A 19,856-nucleotide genomic window follows, 5' to 3' on the forward strand; every position below is an offset into this window, starting at 1 on the left:
GTTTATCAATAAATTTTTATTAATTTTAAACATAATATTATTGTTTATTATTGCAACTATAATAAAAAGCGCGAATTCATATTAGAATCCACGCTAGATATGTATCAGAATCTGTTTTATCGTTTTGTTTCACCAGTCCAATTCATCATGCCACCGACCATGTTTCGTACTTTGTAGCCTTGGTCATCTAGAAATGCACAGACGTTGAAGCTTCTTCCACCAGAGCGGCAGATGATAATGTATTCTGTATCCTTATCAAAATACCCCAGGTTATCTGGAATATCCCCCATTTTGATATGCTTAGCGCCCGGAATCATGCCTTCTGCTACTTCTTCATCCTCACGGACATCGACAAGCTCTAATTTTTCCCCATTCTCAAGCTTTTGTCTTAATTCTTCTGTTGTGATTTCTTCAATCATAGGTCCCATCCTTTCAAAAATCGTCTCGACTATTATAACAAAGTGGAAATAAAGAATTCAATTTTCCACGTTTTGTCAAACTAGAATTTCTATATAAAAAAGAGTATGATGAAACTAGCTGAACATCAAGGGGGAAATGAAGTTGACTTATCCAAATACTGACGAAACGATTCAACTCATAAAAGAACTTGTTTCGATTCCAAGTCCATCCGGGAACACCAATGAAGTAATTACATTCGTTGAGAAGCTTTTAACAGAAGCAAATGTGGATACATATCGAAATCGCAAAGGCGGTCTCATCGCTACACTTCCTGGAAAGGACACACAAAAACACCGTATGCTCACTGCACATGTGGACACTTTGGGGGCTATCGTAAAAGAAATCAAACCAAGCGGTCGATTAAAGCTTGATCTCATCGGTGGGTTTAAATATAACTCTATCGAAGGTGAATATTGCCGCATCGAAACTTCAACAGGAAAATTCTATACGGGTACAATCCTGATGCATCAGCAGTCTGTACATGTCTATAAAGATGCTGGGAAGGCTGAGCGTAATCAAGAAAATATGGAAGTCCGTATTGATGAAAAAGTTAAAAATGCAGAAGAGGTTCGTGCTCTTGGGATTGAGGTTGGAGACTTTGTTTCCTTCGATCCACGAGTTGAGGTTACATCCACAGGCTATATTAAATCTCGTCACTTAGATGATAAAGCGAGTGTTGGCATTCTGCTTCAATTGATTAAACAAATCAAAGCCGAAAACATTGAACTTCCATATACAACCCATTTTCTTATTTCGAATAACGAGGAAATTGGCTATGGCGGAAATTCCAATATCACACCCGAAACTGTCGAATATTTAGCAGTGGATATGGGAGCAATGGGTGATGGTCAATCAACAGATGAATATACAGTTTCCATTTGTGTGAAAGACGCAAGCGGTCCATATCACTATGCTTTCCGTAAAAAGCTAGTCCAGCTTGCTGAAAAGCATGAAATTGGCTATAAGCTAGACATCTATCCTTACTATGGCTCTGATGCTTCTGCAGCGATTCGTTCTGGACATGATATTATCCACGGATTAATCGGTCCTGGAATTGACTCTTCTCATGCATTTGAACGTACACATAAAGATTCGATTGAAAACACAACAAAATTGATTTATCACTATCTACAATCTGAAATGGTTGAATAAGCGTATTAGGATGAAACATCAGGCATCCTGTTACATGTTTAAAGCCCTCCAAGTGGAGGGCTTTATTTTTAATTCGCAACAATATTTACAAGCTTTCCTGGTACCGCAATTACCTTACGGACAGTTTTGCCTTCAATTTGTTCTTTGATTGGGTCTGCACCCATTGCAATTTGTTCAAGTGCTTCTTTTGAAGCATCCGCTGGAACATGAAGCTTCGCCTTTACTTTTCCATTCACTTGAATAACAATTTCAATTTCAGCTTCCACTAATTTTGCTTCATCAAATGCTGGCCAAGATTCATAAGCAATTGTACCTGTATTACCAAGCTTCTCCCAAAGCTCTTCAGCAAGATGGGGAGCAACTGGAGAAAGAAGTTTTACAAACCCTTCAATGAATGGCTTTGGTAAATCAGTTGCTTTATATGCTTCATTAATGAAAACCATTAATTGTGAAATCGCAGTGTTAAAGTGTAATGCTTCGTAATCCTCTGTTACCTTTTTCACTGTTTGGTGATACACACGTTCAAGGGAAGTGTCATTAGAATCATCTTTTACTTTTGATGATATGTTTCCATTGTCATCAACGAGTAAGCGCCAAATTCGATCTAGGAATCGACGTGACCCATCAAGTCCGTTTGTTGACCAAGCAATGGAAGCATCTAATGGTCCCATGAACATTTCATATAAACGAAGCGTATCTGCACCATGTGATTCAATAATATCATCAGGATTTACAACATTTCCTTTTGACTTACTCATTTTTTCGTTACCTTCACCAAGAATCATACCTTGGTTGAAAAGCTTTTGGAATGGTTCTTTCGTTGAAACAACGCCAATATCATATAGAACTTTGTGCCAGAATCTTGCATATAGCAAGTGCAGCACCGCATGCTCTGCTCCACCGATGTAAATATCAACTGGTAACCATTCTTTTATTTTTTCCGGATCTGCTAGAGCTTCTTCATTATGTGGATCAATATAACGTAAATAGTACCAACAGCTACCTGCCCACTGTGGCATTGTGTTTGTTTCACGACGACCTTTTTTACCGGTCTTCTCATCAACCACATTTACCCATTCAGCGATATTCGCAAGAGGTGACTCGCCTGTTCCAGAAGGTTTGATTTCCTTCGTTTTTGGAAGCATAAGTGGAAGTTCTTCCTCTGGAACAGTTGTCATTGTTCCATCTTCCCATTGAATAATTGGAATCGGTTCACCCCAATAACGCTGACGGCTAAATAACCAATCACGAAGTTTGTAGGTAATTTCCTTTTTACCAATCTTATTTTCCTCTAGCCATGCAATCATTTTAGTAATGGCTTCTTCTTTATTTAAACCATTAAGAAAATCTGAATTTACATGTTCACCGTCGCCAGTGTATGCTTCTTTAGTAACATCTCCACCAGCAACTACTTCTTTAATAGGCAATTCAAATTTCACAGCAAATTCATAGTCACGCTCATCATGGGCAGGAACTGCCATAATTGCACCTGTCCCATAGCTCATTAAGACATAATCTGCAATCCAGATTGGCATTTTTTCTTGATTTACAGGGTTGATGGCATATGCACCTGTGAATACCCCAGTTTTATCTTTTGCTAAGTCTGTACGCTCAAGATCACTCTTACTTTTAACTTTATTTAAGTAAGCATTAACTGCTTCTTTTTGTTCAGGTGTCGTGATTTTATCAACAAATGGGTGCTCAGGAGCAAGTACCGCGTAAGTAGCACCAAATAAAGTATCGGGACGTGTTGTGAAAACAGTAAATGTTTCATCATGTCCATCAATGTTGAAAGTTACATGTGCTCCTTCAGAACGACCGATCCAGTTACGCTGCATTTCTTTTAAGCTTTCCGGCCAGTCTAGTTCTTCTAAGTCTTCTAGTAAACGCTCAGCATATGCCGTAATTCGCAACACCCATTGTCTCATTGGGCGTCTTTCTACAGGATGGCCACCACGTTCACTTTTTCCATCAATGACTTCTTCATTAGCAAGTACTGTTCCTAATGCTGGACACCAGTTAACAGGAATTTCATCCACATATGCTAATCCTTTTTCATAAAGCTTTGTGAAAATCCATTGAGTCCATTTATAATATTTAGGATCTGTTGTGTTAATTTCACGATCCCAATCATATGAAAATCCGAGTTCTTTAATTTGACGACGGAAGGTATTGATATTTTTTTCAGTGAATTCAGCAGGGTCATTTCCAGTATCTAATGCATATTGCTCAGCAGGTAACCCAAATGCATCCCATCCCATTGGGTGTAGAACATTGTACCCTTGCATTCTCTTCATTCTTGATAAAATATCAGTAGCAGTATAGCCTTCTGGGTGACCTACATGTAGTCCAGCACCAGATGGATATGGAAACATGTCTAGCGCATAAAATTTACGCTTACCTTTGTCTTCAGTTGTCTTAAATGTTTTGTTCTGTTCCCAATACTGCTGCCACTTTTTTTCGATCTTTTGGTGATTAAAACTCATAAGACTTCCTCCTTAATAATCCTAAAAACCTCTAAAAAAAACAAAAAACCTCTAATCCCAAAAAGGGACGAGAGGATATGTATTCTTCCCGCGGTACCACCCACATTAGTGACAAATTGTGCACTCACTTCATTTATCCTTAACGCGGACCAGTCGATAAGCACTAGTTTGCTCCTGCATTTCATGCTTATTGCTCTAAGGCGAGTTCATGTTCATCAACGATTGACTTGCACCACCCGTCAACTCTCTAACACGTGTGTAGAACACTACTACTCCTTTTCAACGCTTCATGTATTTTTGATTATATTCAGTATTGTATAGAATTTGTGATAGAACTGCAAGTAAAATAGGAAAATTTGGGCTTTTCCCCCAACATTATACCCAATTTATCTTTTACTAAACATGGACGGTTTATTTTTCAAATTAGCTCATTTTCCTTCTAAAATAAGACGAATCGTACTTTGTGAAAACAGCCCTAAATTGTGATGTAATTTTGACTAAAAATGATGTTTCGAGGGCGTTTAAACCCTTACCACTATTGGAAAGTTGTTTATATGTTCACCTTTTCACAAACTGTACACAGATTACCATCAATATCGTGATTTAAATCACTCTTTGGGGTCCCCTCTCTGAATATGATTAAGGTGTAGAAGGAAATCAAAAACCAAATCAATAACCAAGTTCAAGGGGGTAAAATTTTATGAACAAGCAAGTGAAATGGTTACTCGCATCTTTGGTTGGAACTTCAATTGTTTTATCTGGTTGTGGAAAGCAAGATGTGGCATTAGAAAAAAAGGTGGAGGCTCAAACAACTGCTACTGAAACAAAAACTGGGGAAATTATTGCCCCACACAAAGACCTTAACCAAGAACCAGTTCCTTTAAAAGTAGAAAGAGTTTCAGAAAATGTTGTAAATGTTGAAATGACTGCACAGATTACGGACATTGAAATTGACAAAGGCTATACCTATAAGGCTTGGACCTTTAATGGTGAAGCACCTGGACCTGTTGTAGTTGTAAACGAAGGTGACACTATTAACTTTACATTAAAAAATATGGATCCAGCTATTCCACATAGTATGGACTTCCATGCAGTACATGCTTCACCTTCGAAGGATTTCATTGATGTCATGCCAGACGAAAGTGGAACATTCTCTTATCCAGCAAACAAACCAGGAGTGTTCATGTATCACTGTGGTACAAAACCTGTGTTATCACACATCGCAAATGGCATGCATGGAACCATTATTGTTAAACCGAAAAATGGCTATCCAACAGATAATGAGATTGACAGAGAATACCTTATCATCCAAAACGAATGGTACAAATACAATGATTTAGATGACATGACAAACGGTGTACCTAGCCAAGTCGTATTTTCAACAAAAGCTCTTAAAGAAGGCGACTTAAACACAAATGGTGATACTTTCTCATTAAAAGAAACACCACTACTTGCAAAAGTGGGCGACAAAGTTAGACTTTACATTAACAACGTAGGTCCAAACGAAGTGAGCTCTTTCCACGTAGTTGGTACAATCTTTGACGACGTGTATATCGACGGTAACCCATACAATCATATGGAAGGACTACAAACAGTTATGCTTCCTGCGAGCGGTGGTGCAGTTGTAGAATTCACTGTAATGAAAGAAGGAACATACTCAATCGTTACCCATCAATTTAACCACGTTCAAAAAGGAGCAGCAGCATTGTTAAAGGTAACTGCAGATGGGAAAGATGATGGAAGTGCAGCAGCTGGGCATTAAAAAAGACCATATTAAAAAAGCACACAACTGGCACTTCTTAATACAGTCAACAAAAAGTCTAAATAAAGTTTAACACAAAAATAGAAAAATAGCAGAAAAAGAATCTCAAATTCTGAGATTCTTTTTCTATTTCTATTGAGCCGTATAACCTCCATCGATTACACAAGCCTGACCTGTTATTCCTTTTGCATGCTCACTTGCTAAAAATAGTACATAATTTGCGATCTCATCCACCGCTAACAATCGCTTTTGTGGTACAAGCGGATAGATCACCTCTTCTAAAACCTTTTCCAAATCCACATTTCTTGTCTTTGCTAAATCAACTAATTGATTTCTTACAAGTGGTGTATCCACATATCCAGGGCATACGGCATTCACTGTAATCCCATGCTCCGCTCCCTCTAGTGCGGCAACCTTCGTTAGACCGATAACACCATGTTTTGCACTATTATAGGCGGCTTTACCGGCAAAGCCAATTAACCCATTTATGGATGCCATATTAATGATCCGCCCAAATTTCTGCTGTTTCATAATCGGAAAAACATGCTTAATGGCAACAAATGGGGCTGTTAGCATAACGGATAATAGTAGCTCGAATTTTTCCGTTGGAAAATCCTCGATTGGTGACACATGCTGCAGCCCTGCATTATTAATTAAACAATCAATTCTTCCATATGTTGAAACAGTGTCATTGATCATCTTCATAATTTCTGTTTCATTCGTGACATTACATTTTAATCCGCTTGCTTCATAACCCGATTGTTGAAGCTGTAATGCAGAATTTTTCACCTCTGCTTCATCCATATCTGTTAACACCACACGTGCGCCATTTTCAGCAAAGACTTTTCCAATTTCAAATCCGATTCCACGTGCTGCACCGGTAATTAAGATAACCTGATTTTTAACCATAAAATAAATGTCCTCCTAAATCCCTAAGCCTAATGAAAACAAAATAATGGCTAAAATAAGCCCTATTGTAGGAACAATAACTGTTAAAGCTCCAACTGCACCATATGCATCTTTATGTGATTCTCCACAAATGGAACGAACTGTTGTGACAACATATCCATTATGTGGAAGTGAATCTAAAGCACCTGACGATATAGCAGCAACCCTATGAAGTGCTTCTGGATTAACCCCTAAATCCATGTAATGTGGGGCTATAAGTGGAAGTGCGATTACCTGACCACCTGAGGCCGACCCCGTCATCCCAGCAATCACACTAACAGCAATTGCGCCACCGATTAAAGGACTTCCAGGGATACTTGTCATTGCATCGACAGCTACCTGAAAAGCAGGTACCGCCTTTGCAACTCCACCAAATCCAACAACTGCTGCGGTATTACCAATTGCAATCAACGCACCCAGCGTTCCATCTGAAAGAGCCTTTCCTATTGATGTAAAATACTTACGATTTAATAAGTAAGTTGAAATAACCCCACCTAATAAAGCAATAATAAGTGCAGATTGGGCAAGCTTGTCATGAAAGATGAATGAAATGATAAGAACTACCGCCAATGGAATGAGTCCCATAATCGGATGAGGGAGTTCTTTATTTTCAACCGTTGGGTCATTCTCTCTTGAAACGAAGGTCTCACCTTTTGCAACTGCTTTATTAATCATCCGTTTTAACCACCAGCCGCCGAAAATCATCATAAATACAGCTACTATTGCACTTACTTCCCAGCCTGCTAAATGTGATGTACCTAAATATTCTATTGGAATCCAGTTTTGAATTTCTGGAGATCCCGCAGAAGTCATTGTGAATGTAACAGAACCGAATGCCAGCGTAGCTGGAATAAATCTTCTTGGTAAATTCGCTTCTTTAAATAAGCTGATTGCCATCGGATAAACTGAGAAAGCAACAACGAATAAGCTTACTCCCCCATACGTTAAAACAGCACATGCAAGTACTATAGCGAAAACTGCATATTTCATACCTAATTTATCAACAATCCACCTTGATACACTATCTGCAGCACCACTGTCCTCCATCACCTTTCCAAAAATGGCACCAAGTAAGAACATGAGGTACCAGGAAGTAACGAAACTTGAAAATCCAGCCATATAGTCTCCAACAAAATTGGCTTCCCCCTCACCTGCCAACTGTGGAAATAACGGTAGTCCACTTAACACGGCAACAAACAGGGCACATAAAGGACCTGCTATTAATAGGTTCATCCCCCTCATTGTTAAATAAATCAGCAATAATAAACCGCCAATAAGGCCTATCATACTAAGCATTGTGTTTCCCCCTCACTCAAAATAGTAACCGTTTTCATTTCTCTTCATAGATCATTTAATAAATGTACAACCGGCTTGATGCATTTTAGAATTTTTCACCACCCATTTATAAAAAATTTCAATTTACTTTGTTGCAAGTGGCGTGCCAACTTTGTAAAGTTCAGAAATTCGCCATATTTTACTTTCTATTTTTATATAAATTCCAGAATTCTGGAATGCTAGATTTTAAGTTCCGTATAAAAGCCTGTATTTTGGATAAAAAAAAGGATTCCAGAAAACCGGAATTACGTTCCGGAAACCTGGAATCTATATTTCAAGGTTTAGCTTTTTAAGTTTTTCGTACATGCTAGACTTACTAATACCGAGTGCTTTTGCTGCTAATTGCTTATCATTATTGTATTTATGCAGTGTTTTAGAGAGGACCCTTCTTTCAGTATCCTCAAGGATTTCCTTTAATGATTTTTGACCAATTAATAATTTCGGATCATCCACCAAATAATCTGGTAATGAACTAATTTCAATTTTTTCTCCAGTTGTTAAATGAATGGCAGCTTCTATTACATTTTCGAGTTCACGGAGGTTTCCTGGCCATTGATGGACTTGAAGAATATTCATCACCTCATCATCAATAGCGGTGATACGCTTTCCCATTCGCTTTGAGGCTCTCTCGATAAAATACTTTGTTAAAGGAATAATATCCTCTGGTCTTTCTCTTAGTGGAGGGATTGTAAATGGAATGACATTGATGCGATAAAATAAATCCTCCCTAAATCGTTTTTCAACGATCATTTGCTCTAATGGTCGATTAGTCGCTGCAATCACTCGAACATCCACAGGAATAGGATTTAGTGCACCCACTGGTTCGACTTCTTTTTCCTGGAGTACGCGCAATAACTTTATTTGCATATGTAACGGCATATCACCGACTTCATCTAAAAAAATGGTCCCTCCATCTGCGAGAATAAATTTACCTTTTTTACCACCCTTTTTTGCCCCAGTAAATGCACCTTCCTCGTACCCAAACAGCTCAGATTCCAACAAATGCTCTGGGATTGCACCACAATTAATTTTGATAAAAGGATTTTTACTTCTCTCACTTAATTGATGGATACTATGGGCGAATAATTCCTTACCGGTCCCGCTTTCTCCTCTAATCAGAACGGAAATATCCCCTGATGCGATATTTTTAACCTTCTCCTTTAATTCGAGAATTTGCCTAGATTCCGTCTTGATATCATTTAATGTATATTTCGCCCCATTATTCTCCTGCCAATCTTCTATATATGTTTGGAGCTGTGACATTAGGCTTTTAATATGAGTGTTCATTTTATTCAAGGCTTTTGTATCTCGGAAAATAACGGCGCCAACTGCCCCAATAATTTTGTTATCTGAATGTATCGGAATCCGATTGGCAATCATATAGTTTCCTTTAATATAATGAGGGCTCCCAATTTCCTCTTCCCCAGTTTGAACCACAATATGCATCCTACTATTTTCAATAACCTCTGTTACATGTGTTCCAATGACTTCTTCTCGATTGACCTCTAAGAACTCACAATAATTGTGATTGATATACACTATTTTCCCCTGATGATCTACGACGACAATCCATTCATAAGCAGTATCAATAATCGTTTCTAGAATCTTATTTTTGAATTCCAAATCATCTTGATTAAACATTTTCCCACACTCTCCCCTAGGTACATCATATCATCTGAATCGCAATTCATTAAAGGGGATAAATAATAAAGACCCGATACAAATCATGTATCAGGCCTTCGCACTTAGTACAATATTGCTTTTTTCTTTTAGTTTTCTATCATAGATAACAGTTGTAAAAATGGAAACAACCAACAATACTGCTAAAACTGTGAATAACATACTCATTCCCCATAAATCAACGAGCATTCCACCAAGGACAGGTCCAATCATTCTGCCACCGGTAGCCGTACTATTTACAATCCCTTGATAAAAACCTTCTCTCCCTTTTGGTGCAAGATCATTTGCAATCGTTGGGACAGCCGGCCAAACAAACATTTCACCAACCGTTAAAATAATCATTGCCACTAAAAATCCACTAAATGAGTCAGCAGTCGAGACTAGTAGAAACGAACAAATAAAAATAAGAATTCCAAGGATAATTTGTTTTTTCAAGGATTTAGCAATGGTTTTTATCGCCATGTTCAGTAACGGCTGTCCGAGAACAATTAATCCACCGTTCACTGTCCATAATAAACTATATTGTTTTAATGTAATGCCAATGTCCTGTGTATAGCTTGAAATTGTAGCCTGCCATTGCACATATGCCACCCAACATAAAACATAACCGATACAAAGAATCAATAGGGCAGTTAATTTCGAACGGTTTTTGACTATTTTAGATTGTTCAAGCATACTTGTTTGTTTTCCTTTTTCAGCATGTATTCCACGATAGCCGAATAATGCTACCAAGAAGAATAAGACGTACATCAATGTATTTGCCATAAAAATATAATCAAACGAGTAAGATGCTACAAATCCACCAAGACCTGAGCCTATCGCTACTCCGAGGTTCTGCGCGATATAGACAGCATTAAATGACCTTCTCCCACCTTCTGGCCAAACAGCTCCCGCCATTGCGAACATGGCTGGAAACACCATCCCCGTACCTAGGCCGATGATGGTTAGAAAAATAACATAATGTGGCCACCCATGATAGAAGGTCAATCCTGTAAGAGCCACCAAGGAAATGAGGATTCCTGCAAGAATTGACTTGTAGCCACCAATTTTATCAAATAGGACGCCACCCACTAAATTACCGATAACAGTCGCACCCGCATTCACCATTAACACAAGACCTGCTACAGATAAAGACTTTCCTAAATGTCCATGAATATAAATCGCATTTAACGGCCATAAAAAAGATGAACCAGTTACATTAATTACCATTCCGATGATGATCATCCAAAGCGCTCTCGGCATACGGGCACCTCCTTTTTTCCCTTTTTCCTTCACATACCAAAATAAATTTTATTCCTTTCCATACCTTTAATCAATTTAAAAAAGTATTCCGATAAAAGGACAAGCAACAGTTGTAAGATAATCTTTGGAAATACGTACTTTTAGGGAAAATTGGATGGATGTACACGCCAAAATGGGAGTATAGAAAAATGAAGAGCTTTGTTATAGCAGTACGGAAGAACGAGGTTGCGGTACAAGTTTCAACATGAGCATGCTACGCAAGAACTAAGTCAAGGTACATGATTGGGCGAATTTTGAGCGTACATGTACTGCAAGAACCTTTTTGCGGTACATGATTGGGAAGTTTCAACTTGATCATGCTACGCTAGAACGAGGCCACGGTACATGCTGAGGCAAATTTTGAGCGTGCATGTACTGCAAGAGCCTTGTTGCGGTACATGATTGGGGAAGTTTCAACCTGAGCATGCTACGCTAGAACGAGGTCACGGTACATGCTGAAGGGAATTTTTGGCGTGCATGTACTGCTAGAGCCTTGTTGCGGTACATGATTGGAGAATTTCAACATGAGCATGTACCGCAAGAACGAGGTCACGGCACATGCTGAGGGGAATTTTTGGCGTGCATGTACTGCAAGAACCTTGTTGCGGTACATGATTGGGGAATTTCAACATGAGCATGCTACGCAAGAACGAGGTCACGGTACATGCTGAAGGGAATTTTTGGCGTGCATGTACTGCTAGAGCCTTGTTGCGGTACATGCTTTTGGAATTTCAACACGCCCCTGGTACGCAAGAACAGAGTAACGGTAAATTACTGATGAAGTAAGGGACATAAGGTAAAAACCGACAAGCAAGAACACTTGTCGGTTCAACGTTTATTCAGGGCGTTGCTTTGATTTTATCGGTTGCCCTTTTTTAAGGTAATTTTGCTTTGACTTTTTCACAGGGTCAAAATCCTGTCCAAATTCTACATCATTGCTATTTCTACCATTTTTCGTCTTTTGCTCAGGATTATTTTGGTCTGAACGCTTTTTCATTGATCTTCATCCCCTATTTATACTCTTGAATGATATTCGCATCCAAAGTCATATCATTTTGGAGTTGCTGCAATTGTAGTCTCATTCGGTGCAACTGCTCACGCTGCTGGTCATTACAGCTTTGTGCAAGCTTTGCCAATTCGTTTGTGACATCCTCCAATTGCATTTGTGCGTCGGTATACTCCGTTGCATTATAAGCTTCTTGTCTTCTAGCAGTGTTGATTTGTTCTTGGGCATTACGAAGAGAATCCTCACAGCGCTGCATAAATGCCTCAACAGATTGTCGAGTAGCCATACTTCCCCCTCCTAATTCCAAAATGAGAAAAACGAAAGCTTTCTCCTTTATAGTGTGTTCAACCTTGATTTCTTCTCTCAGAAAAGTTATTACCAATTTATGAGGCCCACACGACGTGGGTCACAAAGACGTTGCCACAGGATGTGGCGTTCTTAGTCTTTGAACTTTTGAATTCCATTTGAGTTCGTAAAAGACTGCATGCTAATATTAACTTAATTCTGCAGAAGCCTCTATTTTGCTGAAAAAATTAAAGCCTCAGGGAAACATGCAATTTTTAGTAGAAGCTTTTCAGCATGAATCTGCACTAGCCCCTCATGGGGTGGCAATTTGCCAGTTAAGCTGATAGAGTAAACGAAGACTATGAACGTGTTGCAACGTCTTTGTGACCCGCCTCGAGTGGGCTGAAATTGGCGCAAATACATCAAGGCGATTTGATTGTAGGAATTTTTTCTTAGTTAGGAGTGGCAAACAAATGCCTCAGGTTAACCCATTTCCATATTCAACAGATAATAAACGATATCATACATGGAATTATCACTTACGAAATACATTTGGACATAAGGTATTTAAAGTAGCGCTTGATGGAGGGTTTGATTGCCCTAATCGAGATGGTACAGTGGCACATGGTGGCTGTACGTTTTGTAGTGTCGCAGGATCAGGTGATTTTGCTGGAAACCGTGCAGATGATATCCTCACACAGTTCCATACAATAAGAAATAGAATGCATGAAAAATGGAAGGACGGTAAATACATGGCGTATTTCCAAGCCTTCACAAATACTCACGCACCTGTAGAGGTATTACGTGAACGTTTCGAGCCAGTCTTAAATCAAGAAGGGGTTGTCGGCATTTCGATTGCAACAAGGCCTGATTGTCTTCCTGATGATGTTGTTGAATATTTAGCAGAGCTAAATGAACGGACTTATCTTTGGGTTGAGCTTGGGCTACAAACCGTTCATGAAAAAACAGCCCAGCTTATTAATCGTGCTCACGACTTTCAATGCTATGTTGACGGGGTCAATAAACTTCGCAAGCACAATATTCGAATATGCTCCCATATTATTAATGGACTGCCACAGGAATCGCCAGAGATGATGATGGATACAGCTAGGGAAGTTGCGAAACTCGATGTACAAGGAATAAAAATTCATTTGCTCCATTTATTAAAAGGAACCCCGATGGTCAAGCAATATGAAAAAGGACTTTTGGAATTCCTCTCTTTTGATGAATACGTACAATTAGTTTGTGACCAACTTGAAATTTTACCCCCAGAAATGATTGTTCATCGCATAACAGGGGATGGTCCAATTGATTTAATGGTAGGACCAATGTGGAGCGTTAACAAATGGGAGGTTCTTAATACAATTGATGCTGAATTAAATCGTCGTGACAGCTATCAAGGTAAATATTATCAAAAGGTGGCGGAAAGCGTATGAAATTAGATCGAATTCTTCCGTTCGCCCGGAAAGTACTCAATCTTGCTATTAACGAAGGAGATTATGCCGTTGATGCAACGATTGGAAATGGACATGACACCGCTATGCTAGCGTCCTTAGTTGGTGATAGTGGACATGTTTTTGGCTTCGATATTCAAAGAGAAGCAATCGAAAGTACAACTTCCCGACTGAAAGAGCAAGAATTACTCAATCGTGTAAGCTTGTTTCATAAAAGCCATAATCAACTTTTAACGACAATACCGAAAGAAGCCCACGGGAAAATTGCTGGTGCCGTTTTTAATTTAGGATATTTACCTGGTGGAAATAAGGAAATTGTCACAAAACCAGATTCTACGATTGAAGCGATAGAGCAATTATTATCTCTTATGAAGCCTGAGGGTATTATTGTCCTTGTGGTGTATCACGGTCATGATGAAGGGGCTGTCGAGCGAGATCGCCTTCTGGAATACTGTTCAACACTTGACCAACAACGCGCTCATGTATTAATGTATCGTTTTATGAATCAAATGAATAATCCGCCTTTTATTATCTCCATTGAAAAAAGATAGAGCCTAGACTGTTGACAAACGCTCGCATACTTCGTTGCTTGCCTCTCTCGTCCGCTCATGAGGGCAACTTCTATTCGCGTCTTCAATCGACTGCGGCCTTGTCTGACAAGCGTTTTCAAGTTAGTCTGGAATGTTCTGCCCAAAGTTTTACTTATAAAAATTAAGATAGAGCTCCACCGCTCTATCTTTTTTTATCCAATTACTTGTTGAAATCTACGGTAAGCCCGTCCATTCATGTAAAAGAAAAACGATGTCTTCCCACCTAGTCTAATGATTTTCTTTGCAATTTTTAAAACACTTCGTTGTGTTCGAACCTTTTCATCTGATAAATAGAGGCCCAATAATCCTCGATTAATCATTCGATGGAATTTTTCATTTGGTAATCCTGCTGTATGCTTGTCCGCTTCATTAATAAAATGCTTAAGACGAGCCACAAGTTCATTTTCATGTGGATAGTAAAAACAAAAATTCAAGTCCCCACCTTGACGATCCTCTTCTTGGTCAATGAAATAATCAAGAAGGATATGGAGCCCTTGTATATAAGGAAAATACCCATTTCTAACTTTAACTGCAATTTCCTGGTTGAATTTCTCATGAAACGAATAAGCCACTAAACAAAAAATGCCTAGTGTTGACCCTGAGCACGCTGAAAATTCATACCATTCCATACGTGGAAGTTGATCTTGATGGCTTTTAAACCAGTTCTCAAGCCTTGGGACACGCTCTTCTACTTTTACATGTTTATGTATTTGCAGATCACAATAATAGGCTGCTAATTCCTGTAAAAAAGTATCTATTTTATCATAGTGGTTGATGTTTTGAAGAACATCCTGACAAGTTAAGACTAGGCTTTCTAAATACCCAGCATCATCCTGCTCATCGCGGTACTGATAATAATTTTTTGTGGGTTGCCCTGGTCGCAATGCATCTGGCATGGAATCATGAAGCGAACGAAAATCGACAGGGTCTAATGAGGTACTTCGATCACATAGATTATCCAGATAGTCACTAATTGTTTGATAAGCTACGATAAAACGGATGCATTCCTCCATTTTTTCTTCTGCTAATAAGGCGAGGATGGATCCACCTTCACAGTGAAATGTTTTTGAATGAATACTAGCCAAAGCCTGCTTCCGAAGCTCCTCATTTGGAATCTCCTCAGCTTTCTTTTTCCAAATAGCTAATTCACGATGTACAATTGGAAATACCTCACGATACACTTTCTTCATTAAACTAATTGGTTGTGTTGGTACCAAAGATATCACCTCAAATTTTAGATAGATTGAATATATGTCGATTTACGATACTTGTGAAAGTTGATACACTAACATTAAATGATATTACAGCGAATATCAAACAAAAGTGGGGGTACCTAATATGATTTATCCATACAAAGGGAAATATCCTGAAATTGCGGAATCTGCATTTATTGCGGACTATGCAACAGTTACCGGTGACGTTAAAATTGGCGAGGAAACGAATATATGGTTTAATACCGTGATTCGAGGTGATGTTGCACCAACAGTTATCGGAAAAAGAGTGAGCATCCAGGACAATTCGACCTTGCATCAGAGCCCCAACAATCCCTTAATCGTTGAAGATGATGTCACAATTGGACATCAGGTTATCCTACATAGCTCGATTATTCGTAAAAACGCCCTAATTGGAATGGGTTCGATTATTCTTGATGGTGCTGAAATTGGTGAAGGTGCTTTTATTGGTGCTGGAAGCCTCGTTCCACAAGGTAAGAAAATCCCGCCCAACACGCTCGCCTTTGGTAGACCCGCTAAGGTGATTCGTGAATTAAACGCAGAGGATAAAAAAGACATGGCTAGAATTCGTCGTGAATATGTTGAAAAAGGACAGCATTATAAACAATTACAAAATGAAAAGCGCCTGGAGCTAGACACAGAAAAATAAGTACGAACAAAAAGCTCGCCAAATCGGCGAGCTTTTCTATCTTATTTTGCAGCTTGTGTCTTTAGAGTTTCTGCTTTGTCAGTACGCTCCCATGGTAAATCAAGATCATTTCTACCAAAGTGACCATATGCAGCAGTTTGTTTATAAATTGGACGACGAAGGTCCAACATTTTAATAATACCCGCTGGACGCAAATCAAAATTATTGCGAACCAATTCTACTAGAACATCCTCCGATACAGTTCCTGTACCGAAAGTATCAACAGAAATAGAAACTGGCTGAGCAACTCCGATTGCGTATGCAAGCTGAACTTCACACTTATCCGCTAGTCCAGCTGCCACGAGGTTTTTTGCAACATAACGTGCAGCATATGCAGCAGAACGGTCAACCTTAGTTGGATCCTTACCTGAGAATGCACCACCGCCATGGCGTGCATAACCACCATACGTATCAACAATAATTTTACGACCTGTTAAGCCAGCATCCCCTTGAGGACCACCAATTACAAAGCGGCCAGTTGGGTTAATAAAGTATTTCGTATTTTCATCAATTAGTTCACTTGGAACAACTGGATTGATTACATGTTCTTTTAGATTTCGCTGAATTTGTTCCAATGTGATTTCCGGATGGTGCTGAGTTGAAATAACAATGGTGTCGATACGGACAGGATTATTATTCTCATCATACTCTACGGTAACCTGAGTTTTTCCATCTGGACGTAAATATGGAAGAATCTCATCCTTACGAACTTTCGTTAAACGGCGTGAAAGCTTATGAGCTAACGAAATTGGTAAAGGCATTAACTCCTTTGTTTCATTACATGCATAACCAAACATTAAGCCTTGATCCCCTGCACCAATTGCTTCGATTTGCTCGTCTGTCATTTGACCTTCACGAGCCTCTAATGCTTGGTCAACCCCCATCGCAATGTCTGGAGATTGCTCATCAATTGATGTTAAGACAGCACAAGTTTCATAGTCAAATCCGTATTTTGCACGGGTATAACCAATCTCTTTAATCGTTTCACGGACAATCTTTGGGATATCTACATATGTAGAGGTTGTAATTTCTCCCGCAACAAGTACAAGACCTGTTGTAACAGAAGTTTCACACGCTACGCGTGCATTTGCATCATTTGCTAAGATGGCATCTAAAATAGAATCTGAAATTTGGTCACAGATTTTATCTGGATGTCCTTCCGTAACAGACTCAGAAGTAAATAAACGGCGTCTAGTTGTCACAAACGCTTCCTCCTTTTTCGGATTCAGAATCAAGTATCCTCAAATTCTGACATTCATTGATACGGTACTCATTCCCTTAGTATTGTTACCTTCACGATTTTCTATCCTATATTAACAACCATTAATACAGCATATGTAGACTAGTTATCTGTGGTGAACACATATAACCGCTATAAGTAACATAGTTCTTATTAAAGAAATAAAAAACCTTCCCTACTTTTTTGAGGAAAGGTATTATCATTTATCTCGCCTTTCACTCTTATCGATCAAGGACATACCTTGCTCAGGTTAGCACCTTATCACCTTTATCAATGGAGACCTACTTATATGTATAGGATTCTCAAAAACTCACTTGATATGTAAAAAGTGATGGTTGCCGGGTTTCATCGGGCCTGTCCCTCCGCCAGCTCGGGATAAGAGAGTATCCGTTCAATGAATTATCATAACGTAGTCATCCTTTTCATGTCAACCAAATTCGGAAAAAAACACGTTCGAAATGTGTCAATTTTTTTCAAGAAAAAGATATATATCCAAACACATGAATTATATCGGACTATTTTTGAATCTGTACGCACTTTTTATAGATATGTTACGTAAAATACGTAAATAGTATAGACTATTTTCGTTAATGTGTTATACTAATTGTAAATTTCGATTATATAAAAAAAGGTAAAGGATGGTTTTACATGAATTCAGTTGAAGTTTCAAATGAGCAGCTAGTAGCATTAGTGAATGGAAAAAATGTACATCATAACCTATCTGTTCCTATTTTAGTTGAGAAAGTACTTGCTAGACAAGAAGGAATTCTTACTTCGACTGGGGCTGTATGTGCAACAACTGGGAAATATACAGGAAGATCACCAGAAGACAAATACATCGTAGAAGAAACATCTACGAAAGATAGAATTGACTGGGGCAAGGTAAATAAGCCAATTTCTGAAGCTGCATTTGAAAACCTTTACACAAAGGTGCTTTCATATTTGAAAGAAAAAGATGAGATTTTTGTATTCAATGGGTATGCAGGTGCTGATAAAAAAGTGCGTATGCCTATCCAAGTGATAAACGAATATGCATGGCATAATCTTTTTTCCCAACAATTGTTTGTTCGACCAACTGAAGAAGACTTAAAAACACATCAACCTGAATTCACAGTTATTAGTGCACCTAATTTTAAGGCAGATCCTGAAGTCGATGGCACACGTTCTGAAACCTTCATCATTATTTCCTTTGAAAAACGGACAGTTTTAATAGGAGGAACGGAGTATGCAGGTGAAATTAAAAAATCAATTTTCTCCGTGATGAACTATGTATTGCCTGAGCAAAACATACTTTCCATGCACTGCTCTGCTAATGTAGGTCAAGAAGGGGACGTTGCGCTTTTCTTTGGTCTATCCGGAACAGGAAAAACAACTCTATCTGCAGATCCAAACCGTCGACTTATTGGAGATGACGAGCACGGTTGGTCTAGCTCTGGAGTGTTTAATATTGAAGGTGGCTGCTATGCGAAATGCATCAATCTTTCACGTGAAAAAGAACCGCAAATTTTTGATGCGATTCGTTTTGGCTCAGTTTTAGAAAATGTTGTTGTTGATAAAGAATCTAGAATAGCTGATTATGATGACAATTCATTGACGGAAAATACAAGAGCTGCCTACCAAATCGACAATATCGATAATATTATTGTACCTAGCATTGCAGGTCATCCGAATACCATTGTTTTTCTAACAGCAGATGCTTTCGGTGTGCTTCCTCCAATTAGTAAGCTAACTAAAGAACAAGCCATGTACCATTTCCTAAGTGGGTACACAAGTAAGCTTGCAGGAACAGAGCGAGGGGTGACAGCACCTGAAGCAACATTCTCAACTTGCTTTGGATCTCCTTTCCTTCCACTTGCAGCAACTGAGTATGCTGAGATGCTTGGAAGAAAAATTGACGAGCACAATGTTCAGGTATTTTTAGTGAATACTGGGTGGACAGGTGGAGAGTATGGAGTAGGCAGTCGCATGAAACTCTCATATACACGTGCAATGGTTCAAGCAGCGTTAGAGGGTGAACTTACTCATGCGGAAACCGTGAAAAATGATATTTTCGGTTTAGAAATTCCAATTCACATTCCAGGTGTTCCTGATGATGTACTGCAACCTGCAAAAACATGGGCAGACCAAAGTACGTACTATGTAAAGGCCAAAGAATTAGCTATTAAATTCAAAGAAAACTTCAAAAAGTTCCCTAATGTTGCAAAGGAAATTGAATTATTAGGTGGACCTAGAATATAATTTCAATGTTTAAAAGCTCG

General features: G+C 38.8%; 17 protein-coding genes, 1 riboswitch and 1 other annotated feature. Of the genes, 7 read left to right on the top strand and 10 right to left on the bottom strand.

What is annotated here, in order from left to right:
• Nucleotides 1-116: 116 nt before the first annotated feature.
• Entirely contained in the window at nucleotides 117-419 is a 303-nt protein-coding gene (locus tag DZB84_RS08440; RefSeq protein ID WP_189655184.1) for a rhodanese-like domain-containing protein, read from the bottom strand.
• A 136-nt stretch (nucleotides 420-555) separates the two neighbouring features.
• On the opposite strand from DZB84_RS08440, the gene DZB84_RS08445 reads away from it, so the two are divergent.
• Nucleotides 556-1,611, top strand: a complete 1,056-nt coding sequence (locus DZB84_RS08445; RefSeq protein WP_189655185.1) for a M42 family metallopeptidase — start codon at nucleotides 556-558, stop codon at nucleotides 1,609-1,611.
• Between the two features lie 68 nt (nucleotides 1,612-1,679).
• Here DZB84_RS08445 and leuS read toward each other — a convergent pair whose 3' ends face one another.
• Nucleotides 1,680-4,097 carry a leucine--tRNA ligase gene (leuS, locus tag DZB84_RS08450; RefSeq protein ID WP_116351824.1) on the bottom strand — a complete coding sequence of 806 codons (2,418 nt, stop codon included), beginning with the start codon at nucleotides 4,095-4,097 and terminating at the stop codon, nucleotides 1,680-1,682.
• 60 nt (nucleotides 4,098-4,157) lie between these two features.
• Nucleotides 4,158-4,389, bottom strand: a binding site (T-box leader).
• A 408-nt stretch (nucleotides 4,390-4,797) separates the two neighbouring features.
• Here leuS and DZB84_RS08455 point away from each other — a divergent pair.
• The gene (locus DZB84_RS08455; RefSeq protein ID WP_116351825.1) at nucleotides 4,798-5,859 is read left to right on the top strand and encodes a multicopper oxidase domain-containing protein; all 1,062 of its coding nucleotides are present in this window, start codon (nucleotides 4,798-4,800) and stop codon (nucleotides 5,857-5,859) included.
• 132 nt (nucleotides 5,860-5,991) lie between these two features.
• Here DZB84_RS08455 and DZB84_RS08460 read toward each other — a convergent pair whose 3' ends face one another.
• The 4 genes from DZB84_RS08460 to DZB84_RS08475 all read right to left on the bottom strand — a co-directional run bounded on the left by DZB84_RS08460 (nucleotide 5,992) and on the right by DZB84_RS08475 (nucleotide 11,064).
• The gene (locus DZB84_RS08460; protein ID WP_116351826.1) at nucleotides 5,992-6,768 is read right to left on the bottom strand and encodes a 3-hydroxybutyrate dehydrogenase; all 777 of its coding nucleotides are present in this window, start codon (nucleotides 6,766-6,768) and stop codon (nucleotides 5,992-5,994) included.
• A 15-nt stretch (nucleotides 6,769-6,783) separates the two neighbouring features.
• The gene (locus DZB84_RS08465; RefSeq protein ID WP_116351827.1) at nucleotides 6,784-8,103 is read right to left on the bottom strand and encodes a GntP family permease; all 1,320 of its coding nucleotides are present in this window, start codon (nucleotides 8,101-8,103) and stop codon (nucleotides 6,784-6,786) included.
• Between the two features lie 306 nt (nucleotides 8,104-8,409).
• Complete coding sequence (locus tag DZB84_RS08470; protein ID WP_116351828.1) at nucleotides 8,410-9,783, bottom strand: sigma-54 interaction domain-containing protein; 1,374 nt, start codon at nucleotides 9,781-9,783, stop codon at nucleotides 8,410-8,412.
• Nucleotides 9,784-9,873: 90 nt separating this feature from the next.
• Nucleotides 9,874-11,064: an MDR family MFS transporter gene (locus DZB84_RS08475; protein ID WP_116351829.1), complete on the bottom strand. Its 1,191-nt coding sequence runs from the start codon at nucleotides 11,062-11,064 to the stop codon at nucleotides 9,874-9,876.
• Between the two features lie 563 nt (nucleotides 11,065-11,627).
• On the opposite strand from DZB84_RS08475, the gene DZB84_RS24855 reads away from it, so the two are divergent.
• Nucleotides 11,628-11,774, top strand: a complete 147-nt coding sequence (locus tag DZB84_RS24855) for a hypothetical protein (RefSeq protein ID WP_189655186.1) — start codon at nucleotides 11,628-11,630, stop codon at nucleotides 11,772-11,774.
• Between the two features lie 164 nt (nucleotides 11,775-11,938).
• Here DZB84_RS24855 and DZB84_RS08480 read toward each other — a convergent pair whose 3' ends face one another.
• Both DZB84_RS08480 and DZB84_RS08485 read right to left on the bottom strand, forming a co-directional pair.
• Nucleotides 11,939-12,100: a glycogen biosynthesis protein GlgD gene (locus DZB84_RS08480; RefSeq protein WP_116351830.1), complete on the bottom strand. Its 162-nt coding sequence runs from the start codon at nucleotides 12,098-12,100 to the stop codon at nucleotides 11,939-11,941.
• A 13-nt stretch (nucleotides 12,101-12,113) separates the two neighbouring features.
• On the bottom strand, nucleotides 12,114-12,395 hold the full coding sequence (locus tag DZB84_RS08485; protein ID WP_116351831.1) for a YtzC family protein: 282 nt from the start codon (nucleotides 12,393-12,395) through the stop codon (nucleotides 12,114-12,116).
• Between the two features lie 472 nt (nucleotides 12,396-12,867).
• On the opposite strand from DZB84_RS08485, the gene mnmL reads away from it, so the two are divergent.
• Both mnmL and mnmM read left to right on the top strand, forming a co-directional pair.
• Entirely contained in the window at nucleotides 12,868-13,830 is a 963-nt protein-coding gene (mnmL, locus tag DZB84_RS08490) for a tRNA modification radical SAM protein MnmL/YtqA (protein WP_116351832.1), read from the top strand.
• The gene (mnmM, locus tag DZB84_RS08495) at nucleotides 13,827-14,399 is read left to right on the top strand and encodes a tRNA 5-(aminomethyl)-2-thiouridylate-methyltransferase MnmM (protein ID WP_116351833.1); all 573 of its coding nucleotides are present in this window, start codon (nucleotides 13,827-13,829) and stop codon (nucleotides 14,397-14,399) included. Before mnmL ends, mnmM begins: the two co-directional genes overlap by 4 nt.
• A gap of 191 nt (nucleotides 14,400-14,590) precedes the next feature.
• Here the strand turns inward: mnmM and DZB84_RS08500 are convergent, their stop codons facing one another.
• On the bottom strand, nucleotides 14,591-15,628 hold the full coding sequence (locus tag DZB84_RS08500; protein ID WP_116351878.1) for a tetraprenyl-beta-curcumene synthase family protein: 1,038 nt from the start codon (nucleotides 15,626-15,628) through the stop codon (nucleotides 14,591-14,593).
• Nucleotides 15,629-15,776: 148 nt separating this feature from the next.
• On the opposite strand from DZB84_RS08500, the gene DZB84_RS08505 reads away from it, so the two are divergent.
• Nucleotides 15,777-16,319 (top strand): gamma carbonic anhydrase, encoded by a 543-nt coding sequence (locus tag DZB84_RS08505; RefSeq protein ID WP_116351834.1) that lies wholly within the window; start codon nucleotides 15,777-15,779, stop codon nucleotides 16,317-16,319.
• Nucleotides 16,320-16,360: 41 nt separating this feature from the next.
• Here the strand turns inward: DZB84_RS08505 and metK are convergent, their stop codons facing one another.
• Nucleotides 16,361-17,560 carry a methionine adenosyltransferase gene (gene metK / locus DZB84_RS08510; RefSeq protein ID WP_116351835.1) on the bottom strand — a complete coding sequence of 400 codons (1,200 nt, stop codon included), beginning with the start codon at nucleotides 17,558-17,560 and terminating at the stop codon, nucleotides 16,361-16,363.
• Between the two features lie 256 nt (nucleotides 17,561-17,816).
• Nucleotides 17,817-17,980: riboswitch (SAM riboswitch) on the bottom strand.
• A gap of 266 nt (nucleotides 17,981-18,246) precedes the next feature.
• Here metK and pckA point away from each other — a divergent pair.
• The gene (gene pckA / locus DZB84_RS08515; RefSeq protein ID WP_116351836.1) at nucleotides 18,247-19,836 is read left to right on the top strand and encodes a phosphoenolpyruvate carboxykinase (ATP); all 1,590 of its coding nucleotides are present in this window, start codon (nucleotides 18,247-18,249) and stop codon (nucleotides 19,834-19,836) included.
• Nucleotides 19,837-19,856 lie beyond the last annotated feature (20 nt).

It is taken from the genome of Bacillus sp. HNG (assembly GCF_003400205.1).
Lineage (GTDB): Bacteria > Bacillota > Bacilli > Bacillales > Bacillaceae_L > Ferdinandcohnia.

Bases quoted from the DNA above. Each gene is read 5' to 3' on its own strand.
- DZB84_RS08440 (WP_189655184.1), bottom strand. From the start codon at position 419: ATGATTGAAGAAATCACAACAGAAGAATTAAGACAAAAGCTTGAGAAT.
- DZB84_RS08445 (WP_189655185.1), top strand. From the start codon at position 556: ATGAAGTTGACTTATCCAAATACTGACGAAACGATTCAACTCATAAAA.
- leuS (WP_116351824.1), bottom strand. From the start codon at position 4,097: ATGAGTTTTAATCACCAAAAGATCGAAAAAAAGTGGCAGCAGTATTGG.
- DZB84_RS08455 (WP_116351825.1), top strand. From the start codon at position 4,798: ATGAACAAGCAAGTGAAATGGTTACTCGCATCTTTGGTTGGAACTTCA.
- DZB84_RS08460 (WP_116351826.1), bottom strand. From the start codon at position 6,768: ATGGTTAAAAATCAGGTTATCTTAATTACCGGTGCAGCACGTGGAATC.
- DZB84_RS08465 (WP_116351827.1), bottom strand. From the start codon at position 8,103: ATGCTTAGTATGATAGGCCTTATTGGCGGTTTATTATTGCTGATTTAT.
- DZB84_RS08470 (WP_116351828.1), bottom strand. From the start codon at position 9,783: ATGTTTAATCAAGATGATTTGGAATTCAAAAATAAGATTCTAGAAACG.
- DZB84_RS08475 (WP_116351829.1), bottom strand. From the start codon at position 11,064: ATGCCGAGAGCGCTTTGGATGATCATCATCGGAATGGTAATTAATGTA.
- DZB84_RS24855 (WP_189655186.1), top strand. From the start codon at position 11,628: ATGAGCATGTACCGCAAGAACGAGGTCACGGCACATGCTGAGGGGAAT.
- DZB84_RS08480 (WP_116351830.1), bottom strand. From the start codon at position 12,100: ATGAAAAAGCGTTCAGACCAAAATAATCCTGAGCAAAAGACGAAAAAT.
- DZB84_RS08485 (WP_116351831.1), bottom strand. From the start codon at position 12,395: ATGGCTACTCGACAATCTGTTGAGGCATTTATGCAGCGCTGTGAGGAT.
- mnmL (WP_116351832.1), top strand. From the start codon at position 12,868: ATGCCTCAGGTTAACCCATTTCCATATTCAACAGATAATAAACGATAT.
- mnmM (WP_116351833.1), top strand. From the start codon at position 13,827: ATGAAATTAGATCGAATTCTTCCGTTCGCCCGGAAAGTACTCAATCTT.
- DZB84_RS08500 (WP_116351878.1), bottom strand. From the start codon at position 15,628: ATGAAGAAAGTGTATCGTGAGGTATTTCCAATTGTACATCGTGAATTA.
- DZB84_RS08505 (WP_116351834.1), top strand. From the start codon at position 15,777: ATGATTTATCCATACAAAGGGAAATATCCTGAAATTGCGGAATCTGCA.
- pckA (WP_116351836.1), top strand. From the start codon at position 18,247: ATGAATTCAGTTGAAGTTTCAAATGAGCAGCTAGTAGCATTAGTGAAT.